26 protein-coding genes and 5 pseudogenes are annotated in these 24,381 nt (G+C 58.4%); 15 read left to right on the top strand and 16 right to left on the bottom strand.

Annotated features, from left to right (window positions below):
• The first annotated feature begins 44 nt into the window (after window positions 1-44).
• Window positions 45-728 carry a hypothetical protein gene (locus B2Y33_RS02180; RefSeq protein ID WP_172439589.1) on the top strand — a complete coding sequence of 228 codons (684 nt, stop codon included), beginning with the start codon at window positions 45-47 and terminating at the stop codon, window positions 726-728.
• A gap of 166 nt (window positions 729-894) precedes the next feature.
• Here the strand turns inward: B2Y33_RS02180 and B2Y33_RS02175 are convergent, their stop codons facing one another.
• The 8 genes from B2Y33_RS02175 to B2Y33_RS02140 all read right to left on the bottom strand — a co-directional run bounded on the left by B2Y33_RS02175 (window position 895) and on the right by B2Y33_RS02140 (window position 7,207).
• Window positions 895-1,437 (bottom strand): arsinothricin resistance N-acetyltransferase ArsN1 family B, encoded by a 543-nt coding sequence (locus B2Y33_RS02175; RefSeq protein WP_023048562.1) that lies wholly within the window; start codon window positions 1,435-1,437, stop codon window positions 895-897.
• The gene (locus tag B2Y33_RS02170) at window positions 1,430-2,512 is read right to left on the bottom strand and encodes an ArsO family NAD(P)H-dependent flavin-containing monooxygenase (RefSeq protein WP_023048561.1); all 1,083 of its coding nucleotides are present in this window, start codon (window positions 2,510-2,512) and stop codon (window positions 1,430-1,432) included. The genes B2Y33_RS02175 and B2Y33_RS02170 overlap by 8 nt, the downstream gene beginning before the upstream one ends.
• 25 nt (window positions 2,513-2,537) lie before the next feature.
• Window positions 2,538-3,041 carry a cyclin-dependent kinase inhibitor 3 family protein gene (locus B2Y33_RS02165; protein WP_080992800.1) on the bottom strand — a complete coding sequence of 168 codons (504 nt, stop codon included), beginning with the start codon at window positions 3,039-3,041 and terminating at the stop codon, window positions 2,538-2,540.
• A gap of 4 nt (window positions 3,042-3,045) precedes the next feature.
• On the bottom strand, window positions 3,046-3,759 hold the full coding sequence (arsH, locus tag B2Y33_RS02160; protein WP_023048559.1) for an arsenical resistance protein ArsH: 714 nt from the start codon (window positions 3,757-3,759) through the stop codon (window positions 3,046-3,048).
• Between the two features lie 23 nt (window positions 3,760-3,782).
• Window positions 3,783-4,253, bottom strand: a complete 471-nt coding sequence (locus B2Y33_RS02155) for an arsenate reductase ArsC (RefSeq protein WP_023048558.1) — start codon at window positions 4,251-4,253, stop codon at window positions 3,783-3,785.
• A gap of 14 nt (window positions 4,254-4,267) precedes the next feature.
• Entirely contained in the window at window positions 4,268-5,551 is a 1,284-nt protein-coding gene (locus tag B2Y33_RS02150) for an arsenic transporter (RefSeq protein ID WP_049695270.1), read from the bottom strand.
• 29 nt (window positions 5,552-5,580) lie between these two features.
• Complete coding sequence (locus B2Y33_RS02145) at window positions 5,581-5,937, bottom strand: metalloregulator ArsR/SmtB family transcription factor (RefSeq protein WP_049695271.1); 357 nt, start codon at window positions 5,935-5,937, stop codon at window positions 5,581-5,583.
• A 259-nt stretch (window positions 5,938-6,196) separates the two neighbouring features.
• Window positions 6,197-7,207 carry a tyrosine-type recombinase/integrase gene (locus B2Y33_RS02140; protein ID WP_077747747.1) on the bottom strand — a complete coding sequence of 337 codons (1,011 nt, stop codon included), beginning with the start codon at window positions 7,205-7,207 and terminating at the stop codon, window positions 6,197-6,199.
• Between the two features lie 186 nt (window positions 7,208-7,393).
• Here B2Y33_RS02140 and B2Y33_RS02135 point away from each other — a divergent pair, with 186 nt between their 5' ends.
• Window positions 7,394-8,443: a DNA-binding protein gene (locus B2Y33_RS02135; protein ID WP_011154388.1), complete on the top strand. Its 1,050-nt coding sequence runs from the start codon at window positions 7,394-7,396 to the stop codon at window positions 8,441-8,443.
• Window positions 8,444-8,578: 135 nt separating this feature from the next.
• The gene (locus B2Y33_RS02130) at window positions 8,579-8,848 is read left to right on the top strand and encodes a hypothetical protein (protein ID WP_033979952.1); all 270 of its coding nucleotides are present in this window, start codon (window positions 8,579-8,581) and stop codon (window positions 8,846-8,848) included.
• A 36-nt stretch (window positions 8,849-8,884) separates the two neighbouring features.
• Here B2Y33_RS02130 and B2Y33_RS02125 read toward each other — a convergent pair.
• The 5 genes and pseudogenes from B2Y33_RS02125 to B2Y33_RS02105 form a co-directional block, all read right to left on the bottom strand.
• A pseudogene (locus tag B2Y33_RS02125) lies at window positions 8,885-9,645 on the bottom strand (OprD family outer membrane porin); the annotation flags it as partial.
• Between the two features lie 159 nt (window positions 9,646-9,804).
• On the bottom strand, window positions 9,805-10,137 hold the full coding sequence (locus B2Y33_RS02120) for a DUF2790 domain-containing protein (protein WP_033979951.1): 333 nt from the start codon (window positions 10,135-10,137) through the stop codon (window positions 9,805-9,807).
• A 314-nt stretch (window positions 10,138-10,451) separates the two neighbouring features.
• A pseudogene (locus tag B2Y33_RS02115) lies at window positions 10,452-10,906 on the bottom strand (DDE-type integrase/transposase/recombinase); the annotation flags it as partial.
• Window positions 10,907-10,919: 13 nt separating this feature from the next.
• Window positions 10,920-11,165, bottom strand: a pseudogene (locus tag B2Y33_RS02110) (IS66 family transposase); the annotation flags it as partial.
• A 43-nt stretch (window positions 11,166-11,208) separates the two neighbouring features.
• Window positions 11,209-11,466 (bottom strand): annotated as a pseudogene (locus B2Y33_RS02105) (MerR family DNA-binding protein); the annotation flags it as partial.
• Between the two features lie 262 nt (window positions 11,467-11,728).
• Between B2Y33_RS02105 and B2Y33_RS02100 the strand changes: the two are divergent.
• Together B2Y33_RS02100 and B2Y33_RS02095 are read left to right on the top strand one after the other, a co-directional pair.
• A pseudogene (locus B2Y33_RS02100) lies at window positions 11,729-11,845 on the top strand (type II toxin-antitoxin system RelE/ParE family toxin); the annotation flags it as partial.
• A gap of 195 nt (window positions 11,846-12,040) precedes the next feature.
• Window positions 12,041-12,256, top strand: coding sequence for a co-regulatory protein PtrA N-terminal domain-containing protein (locus B2Y33_RS02095; protein WP_017849619.1), 216 nt, complete (start codon window positions 12,041-12,043; stop codon window positions 12,254-12,256).
• Between the two features lie 162 nt (window positions 12,257-12,418).
• Here the strand turns inward: B2Y33_RS02095 and merR are convergent, their stop codons facing one another.
• Complete coding sequence (merR, locus tag B2Y33_RS02090; protein WP_003131870.1) at window positions 12,419-12,859, bottom strand: Hg(II)-responsive transcriptional regulator; 441 nt, start codon at window positions 12,857-12,859, stop codon at window positions 12,419-12,421.
• A 71-nt stretch (window positions 12,860-12,930) separates the two neighbouring features.
• Here merR and merT point away from each other — a divergent pair, with 71 nt between their 5' ends.
• From merT to B2Y33_RS02050, 8 genes are all read left to right on the top strand, one after another.
• Window positions 12,931-13,281: a mercuric ion transporter MerT gene (gene merT, locus B2Y33_RS02085; protein WP_017849617.1), complete on the top strand. Its 351-nt coding sequence runs from the start codon at window positions 12,931-12,933 to the stop codon at window positions 13,279-13,281.
• 13 nt (window positions 13,282-13,294) lie between these two features.
• Window positions 13,295-13,573: a mercury resistance system periplasmic binding protein MerP gene (gene merP, locus B2Y33_RS02080; protein WP_003131880.1), complete on the top strand. Its 279-nt coding sequence runs from the start codon at window positions 13,295-13,297 to the stop codon at window positions 13,571-13,573.
• A gap of 12 nt (window positions 13,574-13,585) precedes the next feature.
• Window positions 13,586-14,020, top strand: coding sequence for an organomercurial transporter MerC (gene merC / locus B2Y33_RS02075; protein ID WP_003131881.1), 435 nt, complete (start codon window positions 13,586-13,588; stop codon window positions 14,018-14,020).
• 32 nt (window positions 14,021-14,052) lie between these two features.
• Window positions 14,053-15,732 (top strand): mercury(II) reductase, encoded by a 1,680-nt coding sequence (gene merA / locus B2Y33_RS02070; protein WP_031633059.1) that lies wholly within the window; start codon window positions 14,053-14,055, stop codon window positions 15,730-15,732.
• Between the two features lie 20 nt (window positions 15,733-15,752).
• Window positions 15,753-16,172 carry a hypothetical protein gene (locus B2Y33_RS02065; protein ID WP_017849615.1) on the top strand — a complete coding sequence of 140 codons (420 nt, stop codon included), beginning with the start codon at window positions 15,753-15,755 and terminating at the stop codon, window positions 16,170-16,172.
• Complete coding sequence (merD, locus tag B2Y33_RS02060; protein WP_017849614.1) at window positions 16,169-16,531, top strand: mercuric resistance transcriptional repressor MerD; 363 nt, start codon at window positions 16,169-16,171, stop codon at window positions 16,529-16,531. Before B2Y33_RS02065 ends, merD begins: the two co-directional genes overlap by 4 nt.
• Entirely contained in the window at window positions 16,524-16,760 is a 237-nt protein-coding gene (gene merE / locus B2Y33_RS02055; RefSeq protein WP_017849613.1) for a broad-spectrum mercury transporter MerE, read from the top strand. The genes merD and merE overlap by 8 nt, the downstream gene beginning before the upstream one ends.
• A gap of 161 nt (window positions 16,761-16,921) precedes the next feature.
• A complete protein-coding gene (locus tag B2Y33_RS02050) occupies window positions 16,922-17,134 on the top strand; it encodes a DUF3330 domain-containing protein (protein WP_032805095.1) in 213 nt (70 codons plus the stop codon).
• Window positions 17,135-17,427: 293 nt separating this feature from the next.
• On the opposite strand, the gene tnpC is transcribed toward B2Y33_RS02050, so the two are convergent.
• Both tnpC and B2Y33_RS02040 read right to left on the bottom strand, forming a co-directional pair.
• Window positions 17,428-17,790, bottom strand: coding sequence for a Tn3 family transposase post-transcriptional regulator TnpC (tnpC, locus tag B2Y33_RS02045; RefSeq protein WP_017849612.1), 363 nt, complete (start codon window positions 17,788-17,790; stop codon window positions 17,428-17,430).
• Complete coding sequence (locus B2Y33_RS02040) at window positions 17,790-20,807, bottom strand: Tn3 family transposase (RefSeq protein ID WP_206405078.1); 3,018 nt, start codon at window positions 20,805-20,807, stop codon at window positions 17,790-17,792. Before B2Y33_RS02040 ends, tnpC begins: the two co-directional genes overlap by 1 nt.
• Before the next feature lie 219 nt (window positions 20,808-21,026).
• Between B2Y33_RS02040 and arsN2 the strand changes: the two genes are divergently transcribed.
• A complete protein-coding gene (gene arsN2 / locus B2Y33_RS02035; RefSeq protein WP_206405079.1) occupies window positions 21,027-21,476 on the top strand; it encodes an arsenic resistance N-acetyltransferase ArsN2 in 450 nt (149 codons plus the stop codon).
• A gap of 852 nt (window positions 21,477-22,328) precedes the next feature.
• A complete protein-coding gene (locus tag B2Y33_RS02030; protein ID WP_206405080.1) occupies window positions 22,329-24,380 on the top strand; it encodes a TonB-dependent receptor in 2,052 nt (683 codons plus the stop codon).
• The last annotated feature ends 1 nt before the right edge of the window (window position 24,381 follow it).

Below are 24,381 nucleotides of genomic sequence, written 5' to 3'. Positions count from 1 at the left end.
CCTGCGAATCGTTTTATGAAAATGATACGGGGGAGTCGAAACGTGTGACATCCATCGCCACACGGAACCTAAAAACCGGCCAAACCAAATCGTGGTCCATCCATAAAGAAGCAGAGCTCAGCAAACAGCTCTCCAGCATGCAAGCAGAGCTCAATAAATTCGAAAAGTCGATGCTGAAAGGTTTTTTCCAATGGCTTGATAAGCACAAGGATTGTCGGTTCCTGCATTGGAACATGCGAGACGAAAATTTCGGGTTCTTTGCGCTTGAGCATCGCTTTCGGGTGCTCGGGGGCAAACCCGTAGAGCTGCCGGATGACAAGAAGGTTGACCTTGCGCGTGAGCTGGTTGCGTTATATGGAAGAAACTATGCCCCGCATGCCGATAGTAGGGGAAGGAAAGGCAGGATCATGGCATTGGCTGAACTCAATAATGCCAGCGACCAAGACGCACTGCCCGGCGCTGATGAGGCTGCCGCCTTTGTGAACGCTGAGTACATAAAAATGCATCAATCGACCCTAAGGAAGCTCGATATGTTTGCGAACTTCTTCGAGCGTACACATGAAAAGTCCTTGAAGACAAAATCCAAATGGTACGAGCGGAACGGGGTGCATCCTGTTGTGTTAATTGAAATCGTCAAAGACCACCCGATCTACACGACAGTTATCGTACTGAGCGGCCTTGCCATTGCCGCTGTCAATTTCAGCCGTTTCTTGGCCCTTTTCAACTAGCCCCCTGTAGTGCAAGCACCATTTCACCAATCTTTGGGCATCATTATTAGGTTTGGAGGTGTCTACAAAACTGGGACGATTCAGGTTTACTCACATGTGTTGGAGGATTAGTGCTGTCGCAGCCAGCAACGGCGCGGGCTGGGACGCTCTAGCGTGGCATTCGGGTTTAGGATACGAAGCTCATTGGAGCCTCGGGTCGAAGGCCGTCGTCACCGAACTCAAACCGCCAATACCCCACATCATGCCAAGCATCGAGCTTGAATCCGACCTGCGGAAACGTACCGATGTGCTGAAAACCGAGTCGTTCGTGCAGCCCGACACTGCCTTCATTCGGCAAGGCGATACCGGCATACGCCGAGCGATATCCCAGACGCTTCAGAACCGGCAGCAGCACGTCATAGAGCTGCCGAGCAATTCCGCTGCGGCGCTGCCCCTCGGCGACATACACCGTCACATCCACCGCCCACCGGTACGCCGCACGCGCCCGGTGCTGACTGGCGTAGGCATAGCCGACTACCCGTCCTTCTCGCACAGCCACCAGATACGGATAGGTTTGCAGCGTCGTGGAGATACGCTCACACATTTGCTCCACGCTCGGCACTGCCTCTTCGAATGAGATGGCCGTGTTGAGTACGATGGGCGCGTAGATGATCTGGATCTCTTCTGCATCCTCTGGTCTGGCGACACGAATTTCGATTCCGCTATGCATCCGACTGCTCCAAGCTGTTCAGGTGTTCGACTACTTCGTTAACTGTGCTGCGCGCGGTACGGGTGACGCCAATCAACGTCGCCGAGGCCAAGCCGGTCCAGTCGCCATATCCGACCAGCCAGAGGCGCGGCTCGCGAATAGAACGCCCCCCATCAACCTCGACCCTTCCGTAGTCATCCAGCACGTCCAGTGCCTTAAGGTGATCCAGTGCCGGCCGGAATCCAGTACACCAGACCACCACATCGACCTGGGTTTTCTCACCGTTGGGCCAGACGACCCCATCCGACGTAAATGAGGTGAAAGGCCTTACAGCACGAAGGGCCCCGCGCTCGCGAGCCCGGACTACTGAGGGCACCATGACGATATCACCAAGCCCACCGACCTGTGCGTCGATAACACGGCCCTCCTGTTGAGCCTTGAGGCGCTCGGTAGCCCGTTCGAACAGCACCCGGCCATCCACGTCATCAGGCAGAAACGCCGGTTCCTTCGTGGTTACCCACGTTGCGTCGGCGATCTCGGACAGCTCCGCGTAGATTTGCGCCCCCGAGTTGCCACCACCAACGACCAGCACGCGTTTTCCTTGGAAAGCCTCTGGTAACTGGTACTGGGCGGAGTGAATCTGCTGCCCCTGGAACAGCTCTATCCCCGGATAGGCCGGAACATTGGGCTTGCTCCAGGTCCCCGTTGCGCTGATGACGGCACGGGCTTCCCAGTTGCGGTCCTTCGAGCGCACACGAAGACCACGTGCGGTCCGCTCCACCGCCGTGATGCTGACGGGGCGAACGATAGGAAACCCGTAGCGCGCCTCGTACTGCTCCAGGTAGCTGACCACGTGATCCCTATCAGGATTACCTTCGGTGACTGGCGGCATCGGCCAGCCCGCGATGGAGCTCCAAGCGGAGGGCGAGAACAGCGTCAGCGAGTGCCAGCCATGGCGCCACGCCCCGCCCGCAGCCTCTTCAGCGTCAAGCAGCAGGAACGAGAGCTTGGCCCGCTTGAGAAAATAGGCCACCGTCAGCGCGGACTGCCCGCCGCCAATCACGATGACATCGAGTAGCTCGCCTTCGGTGGCCATGGTTTCTCCTGTCTGGCTGGAGCGCTCAGCCTTCGCCGAACTGGTTGATGTAGTTGATGTGCGCAGGCTTCTGAATCGCCCGTGGGCGAAGATCCTGCACCCATGCAATCGCCTCGCGGCGCGGCATTCCGGACTCGATCAGCAGACGGGCAGCGAACAGCCCGGTGCGGCCGGAGCCGCCCTTGCAGTGGATGGCCAGGGCCTTGTTGGATGCGAGCAAAGCGTTCAACTGGTGGCGGATCTCTCCCAGCCCGACCTCGAAGTTTTTATCCGGAGCATGATCATCCTTGATCGGCAGTTGGTACCACTCCAACCCATGCTGCTTGGCCGCGACGCCAAGCTGGGCAACTCCGTTTTCCTGAAGCTCTGCGTCCGACATCAGCGTAACCAGCGCCACGGCACCGGCCTTCTTGAGCGTATCCAGGCTTTCAGCGAGACCGCTGGTCTGGGTGCCCGGACAAGGCGTAAAAATCAGCACACCCGGAGCATGGGGCAACGATTTCAATGAGTAAGGATGCGACATGCTCATGACCTCAGATAGACCGAATATTGACTCGCTTGGATAGTTCTTCCGCCGACTCTTTGCGCTCGGAGTAGCGGTCTACCAAATAATCCTGGCGATCACGCAGCAGGAGCGTGAACTTGGTCAGTTCCTCCATCACGTCGACCAGTCGATCGTAGAAAGAAGACGGCTTCATGCGCCCGGCTTCATCGAACTCCAGGAAGGCTTTCGGCACCGACGACTGGTTCGGGATGGTAAACATACGCATCCAGCGGCCAAGCACGCGCAGTTGGTTCACCACGTTAAAGGACTGCGAGCCTCCACATACCTGCATCACCGCGAGGGTCTTGCCCTGGGTTGGGCGAACCGCGCCCATGGCCAGCGGTACCCAATCGATCTGCGCCTTGAAGACAGCACTCATTGAGCCGTGACGCTCGGGCGAGCACCACACCTGGCCCTCGGACCATTGCATCAGCTCGCGGAGTTCCAGCACCTTCTCGTGAGAGTCCGGAGCGTCATCCGGCAGCGGTAGGCCGGAAGGATCAAAGATTCGGGTTTCGGCGCCGAACTCTTCCAGCAGGCGCGCAGCCTCCTGGACCATCAAGCGGCTGAATGAGCGTTCGCGGGTCGATCCGTACAGCAGCAGGATGCGCGGTTTGTGTGTGGAAGGATCCTTCGGCGCCAGCCGCTCCAGCGACGGCAGATCAATAAGTTCTGGTTGGACATTGGGCAGGTGGTCGTTCATTTCGGTCTCCATTGATCCAGGGCCTACAGCGCGCCGATGCGGGCAAGTTCGGCTTTCAGTTCGTCCTGGCTCAGTTGCGAGAAAGGCAGCGCAATGAAGGCGCGCACGCGCTCATCAATCTTCGCAAGTGTTGTCTGGAAGGCTTCTTCGATTTCTGCCTCACTCCCGGTGACCGCCGAAGGGTCGGCCAGGCCCCAGTGGGCTTTGAGCGATGGACCGAAGAAGATCGGGCAGGCTTCGCCGGCAGCGCGGTCGCACACGGTGACAACGATGTCGGGAGGAGAGCTCTCGAAGGCATCCGAGGCCTTGCTTGAAAGACCTGCGGTGGGGATACCGGCGGCTTCCAGGGTATTCAGTGCCCGCTCATTGACCTTGCCGCTTGGGAAGCTGCCCGAGCTCACAGCTTCCATACCCTCTGGGGCCAGGTGATTGAACAGCGCCTCGGACAGGATGCTGCGGCAGCTGTTGTGGGTGCACATGAACAAGACTTTCATCAGGTATCTCCGGTTCAAAAGCTCAGGCGGATGGCCAATGCGGCCAAGGTGGCAAGCAGGATCGGCAGCGTCAGGACGATGCCGGTGCGGAAGTAGTAACCCCAGGTGATGACGATGTTCTTGCGGGCCAGCACGTGTAGCCACAGCAAGGTGGCCAGGCTGCCGATGGGGGTGATTTTCGGACCGAGGTCACAGCCGATGACGTTGGCGTAGATCATGGCCTCGCGCACGATGCCGGTGGCCTCGGCGGAATGGATCGACAAGGCCCCTACCAACACAGTGGGCATGTTGTTCATGACCGACGACAGGCCAGCGGCGAGCAGCCCCGTCCCGAGGGATGCGCCCCAGATTCCGTAGCCAGCGAAGACATTGAGGATCTGCGTCAGGTAGTCGGTGAGGCCGGCGTTACGCAGGCCATACACCACAAGGTACATGCCAAGCGAGAACACCACGACCTGCCAAGGCGCGTCCTTGAGCACCTTGCGGGTTGAAATCACGTGCCCACGCGCGGCGATCAGGTAGAGGATCAGCGCACAGGCAGCAGCGATGGCGCTGATCGGAACGCCCAGCGGCTCGATGGCGAAGAAGCCGACCAGCAACAGCGCAAGCACCCACCAGCCGGCAACGAACGTCGCCTTGTCGCGGATAGCGGCTTCGGGAGCCTTCAGTTGGTCGAGTTCATAGGTACGCGGCAGGTCCTTGCGGAAGAACCACAGCAGCATTCCCAGGGTGGCGGCGATGCTGACCAGGTTCACCGGCACCATGACCGAGGCGTATTCGCTGAAGCCAATGCCAAAGTAGTCGGCGGAAACGATGTTCACCAGGTTGGACACCACCAGCGGCAAGCTCGCGGTATCGGCGATGAAGCCCGCCGCCATGACGAATGCCAGCGTCGCCGCCGGGGAGAAGCGCAGGGCCAGCAGCATGGCGATGACGATCGGGGTCAGGATCAGTGCCGCACCGTCGTTAGCGAACAGCGCCGAGACGGCGGCGCCCAGCAGGATGATGAAGGCGAACAGCTTGCGGCTGCTGCCATTGCCCCAGCGGGCCACGTGCAATGCCGCCCACTCGAAGAACCCCGCCTCATCCAGCAGCAGGCTGATGATGATGACGGCGATGAAAGTGGCGGTAGCGTTCCAGACGATCTGCCAGACCACGGGAATATCGGACAGGCTCACGACGCCCGCCAGCAGCGCCACGACGGCCCCCAGTGCGGCGCTCCAGCCCACGCCCAGGCCTTTGGGCTGCCAGATGACGAGAACGATCGTCACCAGGAAAATCAAAAATGCGATCAGCATGACTACAACTCAATCAGCGAAGGGAATTCTCAAGCACAAGCAACAGGGCTCTGCGGCCGCTCGCCCATTTCGGCAAGGCGCAATGCATCGGGGCTCAACCATTCCTGGTTGGCATCGACCACTCCCTTCAGCATCGCGTCCACCCACTGCGGCAGTTCGGGGTGCAGTCGGTAGTACACCCATTGACCCTTGCGGCGATCCATCAGGATTCCAGCCTCGCGCAACTGGGCAAGATGCCGGGAGATCTTCGGCTGGCTCAGCTCCAGCGCGTGGGTAAGTTCGCAGACACAGAGTTCGCCTTCACGGGCGATCAGCAGGGTCATCCGGGCCCGGGTGTCATCAGCCAGGCATTTGAAAACGATGGGGGGAGTCAGTGTTTCCCGCATGTGACCTCCTGGGGAATGCGTGTACGGCCAATATCTGGAAATCCGAATATATGCCAATTCGAATATACGGTAAAGCAGATATTTACACTCGCCTCGCCTTACGGGACGTCATAGTGGGCGTGCCGAGATAAGCCAAAAATTAGGACATTCGTTCTGTAAGTAACTGTTTTTAAGGGAACTGCTCATGTGCTGCGGAAGGACGGTCGAGAATAGAGGGTGGCCACTTGGGATTCTAACCAGCCCTGCTTACAAACCTTGGCTACGGTTTGCGTCGTAATAACGAGCCAGCCGCATTCTCCTCGAAAGCTCCAGCTTCCTCGATATAGCCGTGTACGGTGCCATCGTGCCGCCAGCCACCCTGTCGTTTGATCTCAAGGAAATCCGCCCCAGCCCGATGCGCACTGGTAGCCAGTCCCCGACGCAGACTGTGGCTGCTCAGTTCGGGCACATACAACAGCCCTGCGGCTTCGGCACGTGCCGTCAGGATGGTATTCACGCTGCCCTCGTGCAGTGCCACCTCGCCGAGTACGCCCCAGCGGCTGATGCGCCGGAACAGTGGCCCCTGAACGATCTGAGCCGCGTCCAACCACCGGCGTAGCGCTGTCGCGGGGCAGCAGATGCTGTCGCCGTATGGGATCGCCTTGTCGAGTCCCTCGCCCTCCTGATCGGTCTTGGAACGGGGCAGCGTGATCCGTAGACCTTCCTGCTCCCACTCGAGGTATTGCATCTCCAGCGTGACCAATTCGCTGCGCCGGAACGCACCAAAATACCCGACCTGGAGCAGTGCACTGTCCCGCAGTGTCGCCAGTCCGTCGAGCGTGTTCAGGTGCACCACGATGCGTTCGAGATCCTCTAGGACCAGGGCCTTGGCTTTTTGTCGAGGCCGCCCGTTCACCCGCTCAATACCGCGCAAGGTTTTGCCCACGGTGGCGCTGGCGGTAGGGTCAGGAAAACCCTGATAACGGTGCCATTGCGACAGCGCCGTGAGGCGCAGGGCCAGGGTGCGCGGGTTCAATACTTCCGCAAAAGACAATAGATAACGAATCAGCGCGGCTTCATCGCACGGCAGCACGCCGCCCCAGGCGAGAAAGTGGCGAATGGCCGAGCGGTAGGTGCGCCGGGTGTTGTCGGTTGTCGCGGCGGCGAGAAAACGCTGATGTTGCTCAGCCAATTGTTCGGGGGTGGTGAGCGTACCGGGGGTACGCGCAAGTACTGTCGGCTCTTCGTGCCGCCTGGTGGGGAGGTTTTCGTCATTATTGCCGGCTGTCATCACGAAGCGCCTGTTTAGGCCATGTGTACCGCAGATTATAGACACAACCCTCGATCGCGATGACTTAACTCACGATAACCGCGCTTATCGTGGGTCAACTGACGGTCTCAGTCGGCTGAACTATTCTGTACTTAAATCGAGGTATTACGTTTTCCATAATACGGTACGAAAAAATCCGAGGTGTTCATGGCCCGTTCCGGCGTCCTCTACCTGCATGTTGCCCAGGCGGCCACCCAACTGGTGGCTGCGGGCCACAACCCCACCATTGACAGCATCCGCGTCGCCCTGGGTGGGACGGGCAGCAAAAGCACGATTGCTCCGTTGTTAAAGCGTTGGAAAGCCGCGCATCCCGGCACGCTGGCCCAGGCCGAACTGGGATTGCCCGCGGAGCTGGTCCTGGCGCTGAAAGGACTGTACGAAAAAGTTCAGGCGGAGGCGGCCGTCCAACTCCAGCAGGCCGTAGCGGCTCACCAGGCAGAGGCCGACGCGTTGCAGGAACAGTTGCAGCAGGCATTCGTCGAGCGCGACGCGCAACTCAGCGTTCAGGAGCAGCAGGCCCAGGCACTTGCCGTAGCCACTACGCGCAGCCAGGGGCTGGCTGACACCCTGCAGCGTCAGGAGATCGCCCTGGCCAGCCTGGGCAGTGAAAAGACCGGGCTCGAACAACGTCTGGCTGACCGCGCCGCCGAGGCGGCCGCACTGACCCGGCAACTGCAACAAGCGCGGGAGCAGTTTGAGCACTACCAGGCATCGGTCGCGCAACAACGCAGCGACGAGCGCCAGGCCACTGAGCAACGCCAGCAGCGCCTGGAACACGAATTGGCAGCGCTCCGGCAGCGTCTGCTCGCGCAGCAAACCCGCCTGGGCGAACTGCAGGCGCAGGAACAACGCCTGGTGCAGGACCATGATCGTCTAGAAAGCACCCTGCTCACGACGCAAGCGACGCTCGCGCAGAGTCAGATTGCGCATGAACACGTCTTACTTCAATTCACCGACTTGCAACAGTCGCATCAGGCACTGGAGCAGCGCCATGGCCAAGGTGAGCAGCGTTTGGCTGAGACGCGGACTTACCTGGCCGTCAATGAACGGGAGCGAAGCCTGCTGGCGGAACGCTTAAGCCAAACTGAAAGCCAATTGAGCCAGTTGGCCACAGAAAAGCAGCTTCTCGTGCAAGACAACGCGGTGCTGTCAAGCCAGCTCGCAGAGTCCAGAGCGATGAAGCCGAAGACTTGTTGACCGAAAAAGGCGCCTACCTCAGGCGCCTGAAACCATCCTCCAAACCAAAGGAGCCAAACAGGAGGACAGTGGAGCAATCAACTCTTCAATACACAGCCTGGCTGGAAACCAAGGTCGTAGATGAGGAGAGTCGCCATGCGTAACGCCATTACCTACACCGTCCTTGCTACCTTCATAGCCCTTGGAACTGTTGCCACGGGATTTGCCGAACAGGCCAAAGCCCCCGCCCAAAGCAGTGCCGAGACAAATAAGGGTGAGGACATGCACATGATGGACGGCAACCATATGCCGATGATGGACATGCAGGAAATGTCCAAGATGATGAAAAACTGCAATACAATGATGGAGAACATGAACCAACACATTGGAATGGAGTCCCCGAAGGGCGATAGCAAGGCACAATAGCGATCTGGTTCACGTCGGCCGTCTCCGTCCCTCGCCGGTGTGCGCCCCGACACGGAGGCCGACCTTGCCGCTCCAGATATCGTTCTCAAAACTGCCGAGGAGCTGCTTCCCCTCATCGACGGCCTTGTAGTAATTCAAACCACCGACCAAGGCGACATCATCTGCAAGCGGGTAGCTCCAGGTAGTGCCGGTATAGTATTGGTTTCAGGCATCCTTGAGACAACTGGTGTAAAGGCTGAAGCCAAGGTTGTCGTTGGGTGTGTAATCACCGCCGACTATCCACGGAGAGCCGACTTCGCCTGCGTAGAAGGTTGCAAAATCATCCCGCATGCTGCTGGAGCTGGGTTGGCTCATCGCGTGCAGGCGTCCGCCCTGTAGCACCAAGCCCTCGACACTGGTGTTGTATGCGGTGACGCCGCGGAAGCTTTCCGGAAGCAGTCGCGAATCGCCGTACTGCACGACAGGCGTGACAGGGAAGACATCGCCTACTTTGATTTCAGTGTCCAGGAAACGGGTCTTTACGGCGCCGCCGAGCTTGGAGTAATTGTCCTCGGCCTGGCCGAGCCCGACTCGAATCGGCCTATGACTCCGTGGGCCCATTCTTCCGAGTAGCCATTTCCTGTACTGCTGGACTGGCCTTTGCGAAAATCACGGTTGAAGTAGAAATTTCGATTGAGGATGCTCAGGCTGCTGCCTTCGATGAATCCCTCGCCTTTTTCCTCGGCGGCCATTGCAGCCTGCGCAGCGCTGATGCTCAAGACGATCTGAGAAAGTCCCAACAGGGCCTTGTTGTTCATAAACGCTCTTGATGTTTTGGCAGATTTTTCATTGTGCGGTTGTGTATATGCCGAAGCGCGCCGGGCATAGCCGGGTGCGCTTCTTACATACTTCCACATGCAAAATAACGTCAGGGTGACGTGAAAATTACTTTTCCGTCAGCAACACGTCAACAATGCTCAGTGCTGGCTCCTGCAGTCCGTTCCTGATACGCGGTACTCCAGAATATGCAGGTTTCCGCTCGAATCCTCGTAGGTCATTTGCGCAGGCATCACATCGCAGTTGCCATTGGTCGACGTGACGTGAATGACCTTGGCGATGTCGAGCTTCATGCCATAGCGGTAGTGAGTGACTTCTGGCGGGTTCTTGCCTTGGGCGCTAGCGTATTCGCGCATGGATTGCTCGTTGGCCTGGATCATCTTACCGTACAGGCGATCGGAACTGCCATCGGCCCATACGGTGGATGACAGCAGAGTCGCACTCACTATCAGCAGCAGTCTTAGGTGTTTCATAACGGCGATCTCCTCTCGGGTTTTCGATCCACGATTCAACTCTACCTCCGTAGTTAAGTACGGAATCAAGGAGGGAGGAGATGAAGGTCCTGGTTTATGGCGCCGAGATAAGATGGTAGGGCTTAAGTACACTTTCGTCGGGTAACAGCAGCGCATTACTGCGCCACCGCCCCCAAAGAACCGGGCATGAGAGTCGCGCCTCATCCGGCTCAAGTCTTTCGTCAGCACCATGGTCTAGTACCGGGCAATCAATCCACGTCTATCGCAGCTCGACGTTGGGCAAAGTAAGACGACCACGCAGGATCACAGGGATTGGCCAAGTTACGTAGTGCCGTTTCTCGATCCGGCTTAGGTATGTGCGCCACGTAATCACGCTTGATCGTCTTCACGAAGCTCTCGGCCATGCCGTTGCTCTGCGGGCTGCGAACTGGGGGGTCACCGGCTGCAAGCCGATCTGTCGAGCAAACAGGCACGTCTGGTCGGCGGTGTACGCCGAGCCGTTATCGCTTAGCCATTGCACCGGCGTGGCGGGCAGTTGATCACCGAAGCGCCTCTCCACGCTTTCCAGCATCAAGTCGCGGATATCATCGCCGCTGTACCCGGTCGGGCTCGCGACCTAGCCGATGGCCTCGCGATCACAGCAGTCCAGGGCGAAGGTTACGCTCAATTTGGCTCCGTCCTCGCAGCGGAACTCAAAGCCGTCCGAGCACCAACGCGTATCGCTGGTTTGCACCGCAATACGGCCTTCGTGCCGACGCGGCACGCCGGGCTGTTTTCGTAGACAGATTCAGCAGCGGTTGCAGGTGCTCGCCGCACTGGATCACCCAGCGCGCCAGGGTTTGGCGGGGGATATCGACGCCGTGACGACCGAGGATTTTTTTGAAGCGGTGCAGCGGCAGACCATCGACGTATTTGGTGATCAACAGCATCGCCAGGACGCTAGGACTGGCCATGCTCTTTTCGATCAGTTGAGCCGGTTTGTCGGCGGTGACCGGTGCGGCTTCACAGCCGCGGCAGCCGTAGACCTTGTCCGCTGGTTCCCTTCACAACCACTGGCCAACGCAGAGCGTTTTACCCATGCAGCGAAACGATTAGCGGACAGGAAACGGTCCCGTGGCTCGCACAACAGTCGTGAACCAGTTGCACCAAAACAGACTCGATCCGTCGCAGATCCGCGAGCTTGCCACGCACATCCCCAAGCTTCTGCTCGGCGAGCACGCGCGCTTCATCACAGTGAGCGCCGTCATCGAGCCTCAACAGCCCGGCCACTTCTTCGAGGCTAAAGCCCAGCCGTTGCGCGGACTTTACGAATTTCACCCGGGCGACATCGGGGGTTGGGGAGCAATGGAACTGAAAACCAACGTAAGCCGAATTAGAGTTCGTTTTACTCGTCAGCGACTGCGAATTAACGAACTTTGATTCGTGAGAAAGGTTTATTGCACTGATTTTCGGGTGTTGGTGACCTTTCCTCGCGATAGCGGAAACGGTTTCATAAAACGGTCGTTTTTCGAAACTATCCAGACGTTGCAAGGGTTTGCGGGGCAGCGACTGAGCTTAAGTGCACTTTCTGTTCCGTTGCTCCCCCAACCCCTATTTCCAGCAGCGAGGTGATGAATTCGTTTTGCTGTTGTGCGGCGGCGACAAAAGCAGCCAAAGCCGTGATATTGAAGCGGCTAAAAAACTCGCCAGCGAGTGGAGGTCAGAATGAGCGAAAAAATTTACGACTACGACCCAGCAGCAGCCCTAGACGGCCCTGAAGCAATCGCCGTCTTCATGGCGGAGCCCTGCCATTTCCTCTCAGCGCCATAATCCAGGACCTTCATCTCCTCTCTCCTTGATTCCGTACTTAACTACGGAGGTAGAGTTGAATCGTGGATCGAAAACCCGAGAGGAGATCGCCGTTATGAAACACCTAAGACTGCTGCTGGTAGTGGGTGCGACTCTGCTGTCATCCACCGTATGGGCCGAGGGCGGGAGCGACCGAGCGATTGAGCGAATTGCTGCACGCGAGAGGGCTGAAGCGACCCTGGTGGCGGAAACCGTCAAGGAGATTAAGCAACTGGGCCCCACGGCGGCAGGCCGTAGCGAAGCGCAGCCCGCCTGTCCGCCTGCAAAGTAGAGCCTGTGCTACTCGACCAGATGCAACGTGAGCCCACTCTGCTGAGGCGCGAGGGCAAATAGCAATACCAAACTGTGCCCTTTGCAAGTGCTCCTTTGGCCATTCAGCGGCGCTCATTGAGCGCCGCTTTTTTCTAAGCGCAAGCCGACCAACAGGGGCGCCTTACGCAACGGGAAATCCTCGGTTAACGCCCGAGTTGTCCCCATGCAGCGAAACGATCAGCGGACAGGAAACAGTCCCGTGGCTCGCACAACAGTCGTGAACCAGTTGCTCCAAAACTGACTCGATCCGTCGCAGATCCGCGAGCTTGCCACGCACATCCCCAAGCTTCTGCTCGGCGAGCACACGCGCTTCATCGCAGTGAGCACCGTCATCCAGCCTCAACAGCCCGGCCACTTCATCGAGGCTAAAGCCCAGCCGTTGCGCGGATTTAACGAATTTCACCCGGGCGACATCCGCCTCACCGTAACGGCGAATGCTGCCGTAGGGCTTGTCCGGTTCGGGTAACAGCGCCTTGCGTTGATAGAACCGGATGGTTTCCACGTTGACCCCGGCCGCCTTGGCGAAAGCGCCAATGGTCAGGCTTTCCAAATTGTTTTTCATACCGCTTGATTCCGTACATGACTACGGGACTAACCTTAAACCATCGATCAAATGCTCGAAAGGAGAAATGCATGTCTGAACCATCAAACGGGCGCGCCCCTCTTGTCGCCGGGGGGCTTGCGGCGATTCTCGCCTCGGCTTGCTGTCTCGGGCCGCTGATTCTGATCGCACTGGGATTCAGCGGGGCCTGGATCGGTAACCTGACCGTGCTGGAACCGTACCGCCCGCTCTTCATCGGCGCGGCACTGGTGGCGCTGTTCTTCGCCTACCGGCGCATTTTCCGCCCCGCTCAAGCCTGCGCACCGGGCGAGGTCTGCGCCATCCCTCAGGTACGTACCTCCTACAAGCTGCTGTACTGGCTGGTGGCGGCCTTGGTGCTGGTCGCGCTCGGCTTCCCCTACATCCTTCCCTTGTTCTACTGATCAGGAGTTCACCATGAGAAAACTGCTCGCATCCTTAGCCCTCGCCAGCCTGGTCGCCACACCCGTCTGGGCGGCCACGCAGACCGTCACCCTGGCGGTGCCGGGCATGACCTGCGCCGCCTGCCCGATTACGGTGAAGACGGCGTTGACCAAGGTCGATGGCGTGACCAAGGCTGAGGTGAGTTTCGAGAACCGCGAGGCCATCGTCACCTTCGACGATACCAAGACCAATGCCCTGGCGCTGACTAAGGCGACCGAGGACGCTGGCTATCCGTCCAGCGTCAAGCAATAGGAGGGACTTCCGATGGCAAATCCTCTCAATCTGTTCACGCGGATCGGTGACAAAGCCGGCTCCGTCGGCGTGCTGATTTCTGCCATAGGCTGCGCCATGTGCTTTCCCGCCCTTGCTAGTCTGGGGGCCGCGTTCGGTCTGGGCTTTTTGAGCCAGTGGGAAGGCCTGTTCATCACCACGCTGCTGCCTCTGTTTGCTGGACTGGCTCTGCTCGTCAATGCCCTCGGCTGGCTCAATCATCGGCAGTGGCGACGGACTGCGCTCGGCCTGATCGGTCCTACCCTGGTACTGGCAGCGGTATTTTTTATGCGGGCTTATGGCTGGCGGAGCGGTTGGCTGCTCTATATCGGCCTGGCCCTCATGTTTGGGGTGTCGATATGGGATCTCGTGTCGCCCGCTCATCGCCGTTGTGGGCCGGATGCCTGTCCGACGCCGCCAAACCAGTGAACCTGACAAGAGACGATCTAATGAGTAACGAAATGACCGAACTGAAAATCATTGGTATGACCTGCGCCTCCTGTGTCGTGCATGTGAAAGAGGCCTTGGAGAAGATTCCGGGCGTGCATCGGGCGGATGTTTCCTACGCCAGCGGGAAGGCCGAACTGAAGGTCGACGAGGGCGCAAGCCGTGAGCAGATGCAGGCCGCTGTCGAGGCCCTGGGGTATCGAGCGGCGTTCGAAGACGCCATGGTACAAGCCCGTCCTGGCCTGCTCGATAAGGCACGGGGTTGGTTGAGCAGCACTGACGCCGGGAAAGAGGGCGACAAGCTCCACGTCGCGGTCATCGGCAGTGGTGGCGCCGCCATGGCGGCCGCGCTCAAGGCGGTGGAAGGCGGTGCCCGCGTCACCCTGATCGAGCGCGGCATCATCGGCGGCACCTGCGTCAACGTGGGCTGCGTGCCCTCCAAGATCATGATTCGTGCCGCGCATGTGGCCCATCTGCGCCGCGAGAGCCCGTTCGACGCCGGGCTTTCCGCCATGACGCCGACCGTCCTACGCGAACGTCTGCTCGCGCAGCAACAAGACCGTGTCGCCGAACTGCGCCACGCCAAGTACGAAAGCATCCTGGAGAGCACGCCGGCGATCAGCGTGCTGCGCGGCACCGCCCGTTTCCAGGACGGCCACACGCTCAGCGTGAAACTGGCCGAGGGTGGCGAGCACATCGTAGCCTTCGACCGCTGCCTGGTCGCCACCGGCGCAAGCGCGGCCGTTCCACCGATTCCAGGACTGAAAGACACGCCGTACTGGACCTCAGACCAGGCACTGGCGAGCGATACAATCCCTAAGCGGCTCGCCGTGATCGGCGCCTCCGTAGTGGCAGTGGAACTGGCGCAGGCCTTCGCCCGGCTGGGTAGCGAGGTCACGATCCTGGCACGCAGTGCGATGTTCTTCCACGAAGACCCGGCCATCGGCGCGGCGGTGACGGAGGCCTTCCGTATGGAGGGCATCGAAGTGCTGGAGCAAACGCAAGCCAGCCAGGTGTCCCACGCCAACGGCGAGTTCGTACTGGCCACCAACCATGGTGAGTTACGTGCCGACCAACTGCTCGTCGCCACCGGCCGCACGCCCAATACCCAGGGCCTGAACCTGGAAGCGGCCGACGTGCAGCTGGACGAGCGCGGCGGCATCCAGATCGACGAGCGCATGCGCACCAGCGCAGCGGATATCTATGCGGCCGGCGACTGCACCGACCAACCGCAGTTCGTCTACGTCGCGGCAGCGGCTGGCACCCGCGCGGCAATCAACATGACCGGCGGCGAGGCCAAGCTCAATCTCGACGTCATGCCGGCCGTGGTGTTCACCGATCCGCAAGTGGCCACCGTCGGCTACAGCGAAGCCGAAGCGCAGCACGCCGGGATCGAAACCGACAGCCGCACCTTGACCCTGGACAACGTGCCGCGCGCGTTGGCCAACTTCGACACGCGGGGTTTCATCAAGTTGGTTGCCGAAGCGGGCTCCGGCCGACTGCTGGGAGTGCAGGCTGTGGCCCCGGAAGCAGGAGAACTGATCCAGACGGCGGTACTCGCCATCCGCAACCGTATGACCGTGCAGGAATTGGCTGACCAGTTGTTCCCCTACCTGACGATGGTCGAGGGACTGAAACTCGCCGCACAGACCTTTAACAAAGACGTCAAACAATTGTCCTGCTGCGCAGGGTAATGAGAGAGGGAGGTTGAAACATGAGCAACACGGCAGACGATCTCGGTAGGTGCGACAGCCTACGCAAGACATGGCAGTTGGTCAGCTTCTGGGGCCTGCCTGCCGTCGTGGCGACGATAGCGATTGTTCTGTCTAATCGACGCCCCGCGTTGTTCCTGGCAGCAGGCGCCGCGCTGGCCGTGATGGGCGGCGCCTGCCTGGTCAACGCCACGCGTTGTCGCCGCCTTCACTGCTACATAACGGGGCCTCACTTCCTGTTGCTCGCAGTTGGTGCGCTATTGGCTTATGTGTTTGACCAAAACGGCGAGCATCTCTCCAGGTTGTGGCTGCTACTGGCTCTGGGAGCTGCACCGTTGCTCATCTGGCTACCTGAGCGCCTAGCCGGAAGGAAATATCTGAGCGCCCCAGTTTGCGGTGAAGGTCGGGAGTGTCGGCGATGAATGCCTACTCCATATCCAGATTGGCCGAGGACGCGGGCGTCAGTGTCCATATAGTCCGAGATTATATGCTGCGCGGCTTGCTGCACCCCGCGCGGCGCACGGAAAGCGGTTACGGCATTTTCGATGAGCGGTCCCTGGCGCGGCTGTGCTTCGTACGTGCCGCCTTTGAGTCCGGTATCGGGCTCGACGAATTGGCGCGGCTCTGTCGAGCGCTCGATGCAGACGATAGTACCGATGTGATCGGGTGTATCGACCGCTTGCTTGGGCAAATCGCGACCCGGCTGGCAGCTTTAGACGCAGTGAAAACGGAGTTGGCCGGGCTGACTCATCGTGCCATCGAAGGTCACACCCATGCGTAATACCAACCAATCCGAATCAATCAAGATGCCCCGCTGGCACGCCTACACGTGGGGTGTGCTCGCCGCGCTCACTTGCCCCTGCCATCTGCCGGTGCTGGCATTACTGCTCTCGGGGACTGCGGCCGGGGCCTTCGTCAGCGAGCATTGGAGCCTCGCGACGCTCGTGCTGACGGTTCTCTTCGTCCTCTTCCTGAGAGCGGCTCTACGGGCCTTTCGGAAGCGGGCGTGACCCGCTCGGAGCACGGCGCGGTCTCCGCTGCCGAGTTGCGGCAGGCTTGGGAGCGTTGGGAATTGTTGCTGCACTGCCAGCCGCAGGTCGATCTGCGCGCAGGTTCGATCGCAGGTGTGGAAGAGTTACTAGGTTTTCTTGGACGATGGAGAAACCCCATCATGAACGCAAACGACACCCCCACTATCAGTTGCTGCGAATGTTGCAAGGAAATTTCCCTTGACGCCGCACTGACGCCGGAAGGTACCGAGTACGTCGTGCACTTCTGTGGCCTTGAATGCTATCAGCGCTTCATATCGCGCGCGGATAAGAGAGCGGCATCCGAGCCTGATCACCCCTGCACACCAGAGGTCAGTACCCGTCACGACGACTAATCTTTGCCTCTGGAAAGTGGCTCTGGTTTTTTTTAGAAAGCGTGAGTCCATTGAGATTTAATGCAAGTCCGCTCGTGGCTAATGTAAGCCCGAAGGCTTCGTCAGTAGTTTTATCTAGGCCGATGCCCGGGAGGATGGCAGCGTGCCTACAGGGCGTCAAAACCGGCTACCCAGAGTCAAATTCACCCCACAGTACAGCGATGCTATAGAGTTACTCGTCAGTCCTGCAGCATCAGTTTTACTCTGCACCTCCATTGTATTCAGTCTGCCGGCAGCCCATTTGCACGAATAGTCTAGTCCTGATAGTCAGGAGCAAGCGCTGCCAAAGGAGCAACGTGTTTAGAACCCGCCTGCAAGCATGAACATAAAGCAGAAATATCCTCTTGAAGGGCCATCGCCTGCGCCCAAATACTGTCGACATCACTGGTAGCCACAGTGAGGGGGAAACCTTCCAGTACCGTCATGGCCATGCCATGCAGGCGTAGGAAGTCTTCTCGAATGCTGCCGACCCCTCCGATTTCAGCAAGGCAGGCATCCAGCCGGTCGACCAAGTTGAGCAACTGAGCGGTGTCGTAGCTTGCACGCAGAGAGTCGAGTACCTTGGTATCGACGTCCCCATAAGGTGTCACGCGGAACGAAGCTGGCGGGATATGCATCAGTTCGTCACCTCAACGTTGCTGTCAGACATCTGTTTCGCACGCATTGATCCCGCAGCCTGCTGGAAAATGGAATCCTTGATCCAGGGTTCCGGTGGGCGTTTGAGTTTCAGGTTGAACTCCCCAAAACGTTTGACATTGCTGGTTAGGTAGGGGCTGAGAAACGATACGTCGTCGTCAGTGAACTGCCAGCCATCACGGGCGAGCTTCTGCAGGATGCGCATCATGTCCACGGTGTTCTGCAGGATCACCGACGAGGCCACCATGTCGTTGTAGCGCAGGCGTTTCTGTTGCTCGTCCGGATCGTTTTCGGCGATCACGTCACCGCCAAAGGACAGCCACTTAGAGAAGCCGTTGTAGGACTCGATCTTATTGGTGTTGGCGGTGACTTCCTGGCGCAACTCGCGGCTGCCGATCCAGTTGAGTAGGAAGATCGTCCGGATCACGCTGCCCAGCGCTTGCGCGGCATGATAGAGCTTGTTGCGCCGACTGTAGGAGCCAAGTTTGCGCAGCAGCATAGGTGAGGAAATCTTGCCGGCCTGGATTGACAACGCGACCTGCATCAGATCCTGCCAGTGGGTTTCGATCAGGTGCCAGTCGGCGGTGTCGGTGAACAGACGGTTGATGTGTTTATACGAAACGCCGCGATCTGGCCGGCACATCACCAGGTCGCGCCAGTTGCGGATACGCGGCATCAGATTGATGCCCAGCAGATGAGTGAAGGCGAACACCGTGGCCGACTGGCCCTGGGTGTCAGAGTACACCGTATCGGGTTCGACGCTGAGGTCGACCTTGAGCAACCCCTCAATCACATAGATTGCCTCCCAGATACCAGGCGGGATGAAGTGCTGGAACACCGCGATGTAGTTATTGGCCACGTGTCGGTACGCCACGGCCCCCATCTTGCGATAGCGGAAGTGGTAGCCGGCCAGCAGATTGTCGTCATAGAAGTCGAACTGCGTACCGTCCGCGGCCACCGCCTTGCCATCGCCCCAGAGCTTGGGCAGGTCAAGTTGCAGATAGAGTTCCACCAGCTCGCGGTTAGCCTTGTCTAACTTCTCAAGCGAGAGATGGCGGCGATTCGTATAGGACAGCATGTGCGGCGTGACATTACCGGCCAGATGCCGTGCGGCCTGGTTGGGGCCAAGGTTGCAGCCCATGGCGAAGATCGTCATCAGGTAGCGCTCGGCCGGTTCTTTGAGCTTTGGCTCGTTGCCGGACATCGGCCCGAATTGCCGAGTGAACTGAATCCAATGCTCAATGTTGGCCATGATGTCGAGCACGTGCCTGGCCGGCATGCGCTGCATAAGCGCCGTCTGTAGCGAGATGGCCGAAGGCGGGATGTCCCGCGCTATCACTCGGCGTAGCACCGGTTCGCCGGCTTCATTGATCGATACGTCACCTCGGCAAGAAGGGAATTTTTCATCCAGATGCTGCGCGGTTTCCTCCAGCTGAATCTTGAGGGAGGCGACAAACTCCTTCGCCGTGCCAGGCAGCCCCACCTTTTCGCAGTAGGCCGGTAGACGATGGAAACATTCTTCCCAGGGCAGCAACTGCTTACGGTAGTCGGCGAAAGATTCCGACCCCAGCACGCACATATCACCCGAGCGCAGCTCACTGGCCAGGTAAGAGAACACGCAGACTTCCAGATAGCGCCGGTTGGTAGGTGGCCCTTCACTGGCAGGACGACGCACGACCTTAACCCAGCGCTCCGACGCAAACGACAAGTCGACATGCTCGTCGATCCACTCGCGGTGTAGATTTTCGCTGTCCTGGATGAGCTGAAGCGCCTGGATAAGTGAGCGATCCTGAGTCGTGGGTTCCAGTTGAAGAAGGTGGCTCAGACGGAACAACAGCGAGCGATGGGACTTGAAGTGCTTCCAGATCAGCGGCAGGTAGTTGTTACCGCCCGTAGCCTGGACTTCGGCGCAAGTCTCGCGCAACCGATCCAGGTTGCCATCGGGAGAGAGGAATTCCCGGATCAGACTGCCAGCCTCCTGGTCATCCGGTTCCTGAACAAGAATCTGCACCACGCCATCCAGGGTGGCCGCCAGTTGCTCCAGCTTCTGGCGTTGCCGCGCCTGGATTTGCTCCAACTCCTCCTTGGCGCGTTTGTGGATCGTCGAAATCCGTCGGATGAACATCTCGGCCAGGTGATCCCGAGTTCGCACCCGCATCCGATAGATCAAGGCCAGCATCAGTGTGTAGCGTTTCGGCAGCGAGCAGTCCTTCAGCTCGGCGACGTCCGACGCGGCGGCTTGGGTGGCGAAGTGGCGGATCTTAGCATCGACGACCCCCTCAAGAATGGCATCCAGATCTCCGAAGCTCTCTAACCACGCCAGGTGGTCGATCAACACCTCCAGGTGCTTGCGGGAAGGCTTCTTGGGTGCCTGCTTGAGTGCGTTGAAGTCACTCTGCCGACGCCCGAAATCCGTGTCGAGCAGCTCCTTTAGCTTGTAGATCACCTCGATTGGCGCTCGGAGCACGATCAGGTTGAAGGTAACTTCCTGAGCACTCGCCAAAGCGGTTTCTGCGATGTTGTTGAGCGTCGAATAAGCCGGAAGCTCATAGCCACGCTGAATCAGCTCATCAAGCATGGCATTAATGAGATCGACTCGCTGCTCAAGCACTACAGCGCAGTCACGTGCGATTTCCTCAGTGATCGCTAGCCCGTCGCTGCTATAGAAGGGTGTAACCTGCAGGTACTGCCGAACCGCCGCTTGGTGTCGGTAAAGGGTGCGGGGGTTGCTGTAGCGCGGAGCTATTCGTGCGCCGTAGCGAAGGCATTGTCGGACATGACTGATGAGCTCCTGAGGAAGCTCCTCGAACGGAACAAAATAGTGTAGCTGCTGAAACACCTTTAGTTGGATTGCCAGCCCAATCGATAGCGCTGGACTCTTAGCGGTGTTATTGACCCATTCGATCTCTGAATCAGACAGGGAATAGCATCGATGCAGCTCCTTAGCTGGCAACTGACTGGGCAAGAGCGGGTAGGCTGTCCTTTCCACCGAAGCCATTGAGTTCATCCCCCAAGTAAGGCAAAACATCAGCATAGACGGCTAGTCAGGCGGGGGATGACCAGCAATCAAGAACTCAATAAATTTCCTTTTAGTTCAATATCTTGCAGAACGAATGTCCTAATTTTTGCCTTATCTCGGCATAACCCCTCATAAAACTGGAAAAAGCCCTCGCTTTGGGCCCTATACTGGCCGTCGATACCATCCCCAGAGTCCCCAATGAACCAGTCTGATATCTCTGTCCGATTGCTTGGTACCGATCAAATCCAAGACCTGGCTGCGCATCTGACTGCAGCGGGCTTGCCGACCCAAGACCTTTTGCAGCCCGACCGAATGTTCTATTCCTTTCATCGGGGAGAAACGGAGCTGGGATACGGGGGCATTGAAGGAACTGGTCGGACTCGTCTGATTCGCTCACTGGTTGTCGTACCGGCCCAGCGAAAGTCAGGGATCGGTACCCTGCTGCTCAGAGCACTTGAGCGAATAGCGGAAGCTGACGGAGCCCAGAGCCTTCATCTGCTGACCACAACAGCACCCGACTTCTTCGAGGCTCGGGGATATGAGCACAGAGACCGATCTCAAGCCCCAAAGGCAATTTCCAGTTCGGAGGAGTTCAAGAGCCTTTGTCCGACCTCTGCGGTCTATATGGTGAAGGATCTGGCGACATGAACTCGGTGTCACCTCAGGGAACTCGCCTCCACGAATTTCACTGAGTCCCGCGGCGCCCTGAAGATGGCGAGCCCTGGGCCCGGCATGATTGAGCGACTTCATGAGTGAGGATACAGGCGTATCCTTGGACGGTTTTAAACCTGCCTGGTAGCGGAAAACAGTCAGTCTGGTTGGCGCGTCTGCGCTCGGAAAAGCAGCAACCCCTCCAAGATGTATCTCAGAGAAATCCATGCCCAACCCAACGATTTGTAGGGGGCTCCCAGCCAGGAGCGCTCGCACCGGTTACCACGCCCCAAAAAGATACCATCATAATTTTTTTGGGGTTTTAGCACGGGGTCCTTCCTGTGATTTTTTCTGGCTGAACCTTTGCTGTGACAACCTTTATTAAACGAAAAAGCCCGAGAAATTTTGAAAAATTATGCTTTGTGACAACCTTTATTTTTGCTTCCCTAGAAGCAGCCTCCTCGCTAGGCCGCGAAATGCAAGAGACTTTGTGACAAAGTTTATTAATCGGCAACACCGGCATACTGTCCTGCTCCTGAGCAGGGCTAGCCGTGAAACATGCCAGGTGATCATCGGATCAACCCGCAGCTAAGACCCCCGTATCACGGGGGTTTTTTTATCGATGATGTTTATACGGTTGTGCTTCAGGGTTGGATGCGGCTGAACCCTTCACGTAACAACCCCTAAGGCCTATCTCGAATCTGGGTGCGTTGAACATTGGGCGGTTGGAATTGAGTTGATATATCATAACGTTTAATTAGTTATGATATAACGTGTTGATAGCTCTGCATGATTTTCCCGAGCTTTGCGCACCTGATCCCACCCCTGTCTACTCACCTAGGAGCACCCATGCGAGTCACCCCGGCCTCCCTTGCCATGTTCACGGTAATGGTTACCCCTGAACTGTTCGCCGACCAAACAGGCAGCTCCACGATCACCCTTAGCGCCGTGAACATTACGCAGGACGCCAAGGTGGCCCTGAGCACCGAGAACGTGCTCACGTCGGTCGATGTGCTGGGCGGTGATCAGGTAGAGGACAAGAACGTCATGAACAGCTGGCAACTGTTGGGCCAGATGCCGGGCATTCAGCTCACCGAAACAGGGCAGGGGGCCGAATCGGGCAAGGTTACGTTCCGCGCTTTCAACGGCGAAGGGTACATCAACGGTATCAAGACATTGATCGATGGCATCCCGAGCAACGTCAACAGCGGTAACCAGCGCTTCATCGACATGATCTTTCCCCTGGACATCGACTACATCGAAGTGGTCCGGGGCACGAACGACCCTCGTTACGGGTTGCACAACATTGCGGGCAACATCAATTTCGCCACGCGCCAAGGCGGCAACTATGTCGATAGCCGGCTGACCTATGGCAGCTTCGACACCCGTGAAGTGCAGTTGGCGGTCGGGCACGAGGAGGGGAATTTTGCCCAGAACTACATCCTTGCCAAGCAGGACAGCAATGGCTACCGCGATCACAGCAACTCGAACAAATACGCACTGGGGGGTAAGTGGTTCGTCAGCAACGACGAGCAGAATTTCCGCATTGGGTTGATCGCGCGCTTGTACCATCACCAGGCCCAGGAGTCCGGGTTTCTCACCCGTGACCAGATGCACGCCAGCCGTACACAATCACCGGCCAAGAACGCCAATGACGGTGATGACCGCGACATGAAGCACCTCAGCCTGCACATGGATTGGCAGCTCAATGATGACTTGAGCCTTAGCAGCAAGCTGTATTACAACGGCTACAACGATGATCGCACCGTTACCTTCACGGACTATCGCCCAGGTAATGCGCCCCGTCAGCGTCGGCAATGGGACGAACAGCAGACGGGCATCCTCAATAACCTGACATGGCGCGTTAACGAGCACCTCACCCTCGATGGCGGCGTCAACTACGAAGAGCAGGACAATACCTACCGTCGCCAGCGCTACAGCTTCAGCGTTCCGACCCACTTCGATACCGTACCGGCCCGCGTGCAGAATGACGATCGCTATACCCTGCGCAACACCGGTGCCTATGTTCAGGCCGTTATCCAGCCCATCGAGTCACTGAAGATCATCCCGGCCATGCGGGTGGACCAGTTCACCGGTAGTACGCAGCTCTTGGGTGGCGTCAAAGGCTCGCTGCAAGACTACGGCTGGATCCGACAGCCCAAGCTGAGCGTGATTTATAGCGTTACCCCCGATATCGACGTTTACGCCAATTGGGGGCGTACCTTCCAGATACTCACCGGCTCGACCGAGCCCGCCTACTTGACCCCTGGGCAGCCTTCATACGACCCGTCGATCAACACAGGCAAAGAGGTCGGTATGAAGTTCAGACCGTTCGAGGGCGCCCAAGCGCGAGTGGCGATCTGGCAGCAGGATGCTACCGATGAAGTGGCAAACATGCCCAGCACCGGCACCACGGTCGGGTTGGGTGAAACGCGCCGTCGCGGCGTGGATTTGCAGATCAATGCTCAACTGGATGATCAGTGGGCTGTCTATGCCTCCCACGCCATCCAGGAAGCAAAGGTGGTCAAAGCGTTTTCTGCCGCAGGGCAATCACTCTCGGGTAAGGAAGTGTTCTCCACGCCTCGGTACGTGAGCACCGTGGGCGTCGATTATCGTTATAACGATGACTGGAAGTTCGGTCTGCAGGGCAGGGCGCAAGGGAGCTACTACATCGACGAGCTCAATGAGCAAGGCAAATACGGTGGGTTTGTCGTTGCGGACGCCAGCGTCAGCTACCGCATCACGTCCGCTGCCAGCGTTGATGTGCAGGTCAAGAACCTGCTGGACCGCAAATATGAATACGTCTGGTACGACAACTTCTTCTGGGGCGGTGACGACCAGGCGATGTTTTCGCCAGCACCTGGTCGGTCGGCATTCGTTTCCCTGAATCTGAAGCTGTAGA

It is taken from the genome of Pseudomonas sp. UBA5666, assembly GCF_002420785.1.
Classification (GTDB): domain Bacteria; phylum Pseudomonadota; class Gammaproteobacteria; order Pseudomonadales; family Pseudomonadaceae; genus Aquipseudomonas; species Aquipseudomonas fulva.
Note: the sequence above shows the minus strand (reverse complement) of the source record. Positions and strands in the feature narration are given on the sequence as shown.

Coding starts and splice junctions, on each gene's coding strand:
- B2Y33_RS02175 (WP_023048562.1), bottom strand. CDS start 1,437: ATGCATAGCGGAATCGAAATTCGTGTCGCCAGACCAGAGGATGCAGAA.
- B2Y33_RS02170 (WP_023048561.1), bottom strand. CDS start 2,512: ATGGCCACCGAAGGCGAGCTACTCGATGTCATCGTGATTGGCGGCGGG.
- B2Y33_RS02165 (WP_080992800.1), bottom strand. CDS start 3,041: ATGAGCATGTCGCATCCTTACTCATTGAAATCGTTGCCCCATGCTCCG.
- arsH (WP_023048559.1), bottom strand. CDS start 3,759: ATGAACGACCACCTGCCCAATGTCCAACCAGAACTTATTGATCTGCCG.
- B2Y33_RS02155 (WP_023048558.1), bottom strand. CDS start 4,253: ATGAAAGTCTTGTTCATGTGCACCCACAACAGCTGCCGCAGCATCCTG.
- B2Y33_RS02150 (WP_049695270.1), bottom strand. CDS start 5,551: ATGCTGATCGCATTTTTGATTTTCCTGGTGACGATCGTTCTCGTCATC.
- B2Y33_RS02145 (WP_049695271.1), bottom strand. CDS start 5,937: ATGCGGGAAACACTGACTCCCCCCATCGTTTTCAAATGCCTGGCTGAT.
- B2Y33_RS02140 (WP_077747747.1), bottom strand. CDS start 7,207: ATGACAGCCGGCAATAATGACGAAAACCTCCCCACCAGGCGGCACGAA.
- B2Y33_RS02135 (WP_011154388.1), top strand. CDS start 7,394: ATGGCCCGTTCCGGCGTCCTCTACCTGCATGTTGCCCAGGCGGCCACC.
- B2Y33_RS02130 (WP_033979952.1), top strand. CDS start 8,579: ATGCGTAACGCCATTACCTACACCGTCCTTGCTACCTTCATAGCCCTT.
- B2Y33_RS02120 (WP_033979951.1), bottom strand. CDS start 10,137: ATGAAACACCTAAGACTGCTGCTGATAGTGAGTGCGACTCTGCTGTCA.
- B2Y33_RS02095 (WP_017849619.1), top strand. CDS start 12,041: ATGAAACACCTAAGACTGCTGCTGGTAGTGGGTGCGACTCTGCTGTCA.
- merR (WP_003131870.1), bottom strand. CDS start 12,859: ATGAAAAACAATTTGGAAAGCCTGACCATTGGCGCTTTCGCCAAGGCG.
- merT (WP_017849617.1), top strand. CDS start 12,931: ATGTCTGAACCATCAAACGGGCGCGCCCCTCTTGTCGCCGGGGGGCTT.
- merP (WP_003131880.1), top strand. CDS start 13,295: ATGAGAAAACTGCTCGCATCCTTAGCCCTCGCCAGCCTGGTCGCCACA.
- merC (WP_003131881.1), top strand. CDS start 13,586: ATGGCAAATCCTCTCAATCTGTTCACGCGGATCGGTGACAAAGCCGGC.
- merA (WP_031633059.1), top strand. CDS start 14,053: ATGACCGAACTGAAAATCATTGGTATGACCTGCGCCTCCTGTGTCGTG.
- B2Y33_RS02065 (WP_017849615.1), top strand. CDS start 15,753: ATGAGCAACACGGCAGACGATCTCGGTAGGTGCGACAGCCTACGCAAG.
- merD (WP_017849614.1), top strand. CDS start 16,169: ATGAATGCCTACTCCATATCCAGATTGGCCGAGGACGCGGGCGTCAGT.
- merE (WP_017849613.1), top strand. CDS start 16,524: ATGCGTAATACCAACCAATCCGAATCAATCAAGATGCCCCGCTGGCAC.
- B2Y33_RS02050 (WP_032805095.1), top strand. CDS start 16,922: ATGAACGCAAACGACACCCCCACTATCAGTTGCTGCGAATGTTGCAAG.
- tnpC (WP_017849612.1), bottom strand. CDS start 17,790: ATGCATATCCCGCCAGCTTCGTTCCGCGTGACACCTTATGGGGACGTC.
- B2Y33_RS02040 (WP_206405078.1), bottom strand. CDS start 20,807: ATGGCTTCGGTGGAAAGGACAGCCTACCCGCTCTTGCCCAGTCAGTTG.
- arsN2 (WP_206405079.1), top strand. CDS start 21,027: ATGAACCAGTCTGATATCTCTGTCCGATTGCTTGGTACCGATCAAATC.
- B2Y33_RS02030 (WP_206405080.1), top strand. CDS start 22,329: ATGCGAGTCACCCCGGCCTCCCTTGCCATGTTCACGGTAATGGTTACC.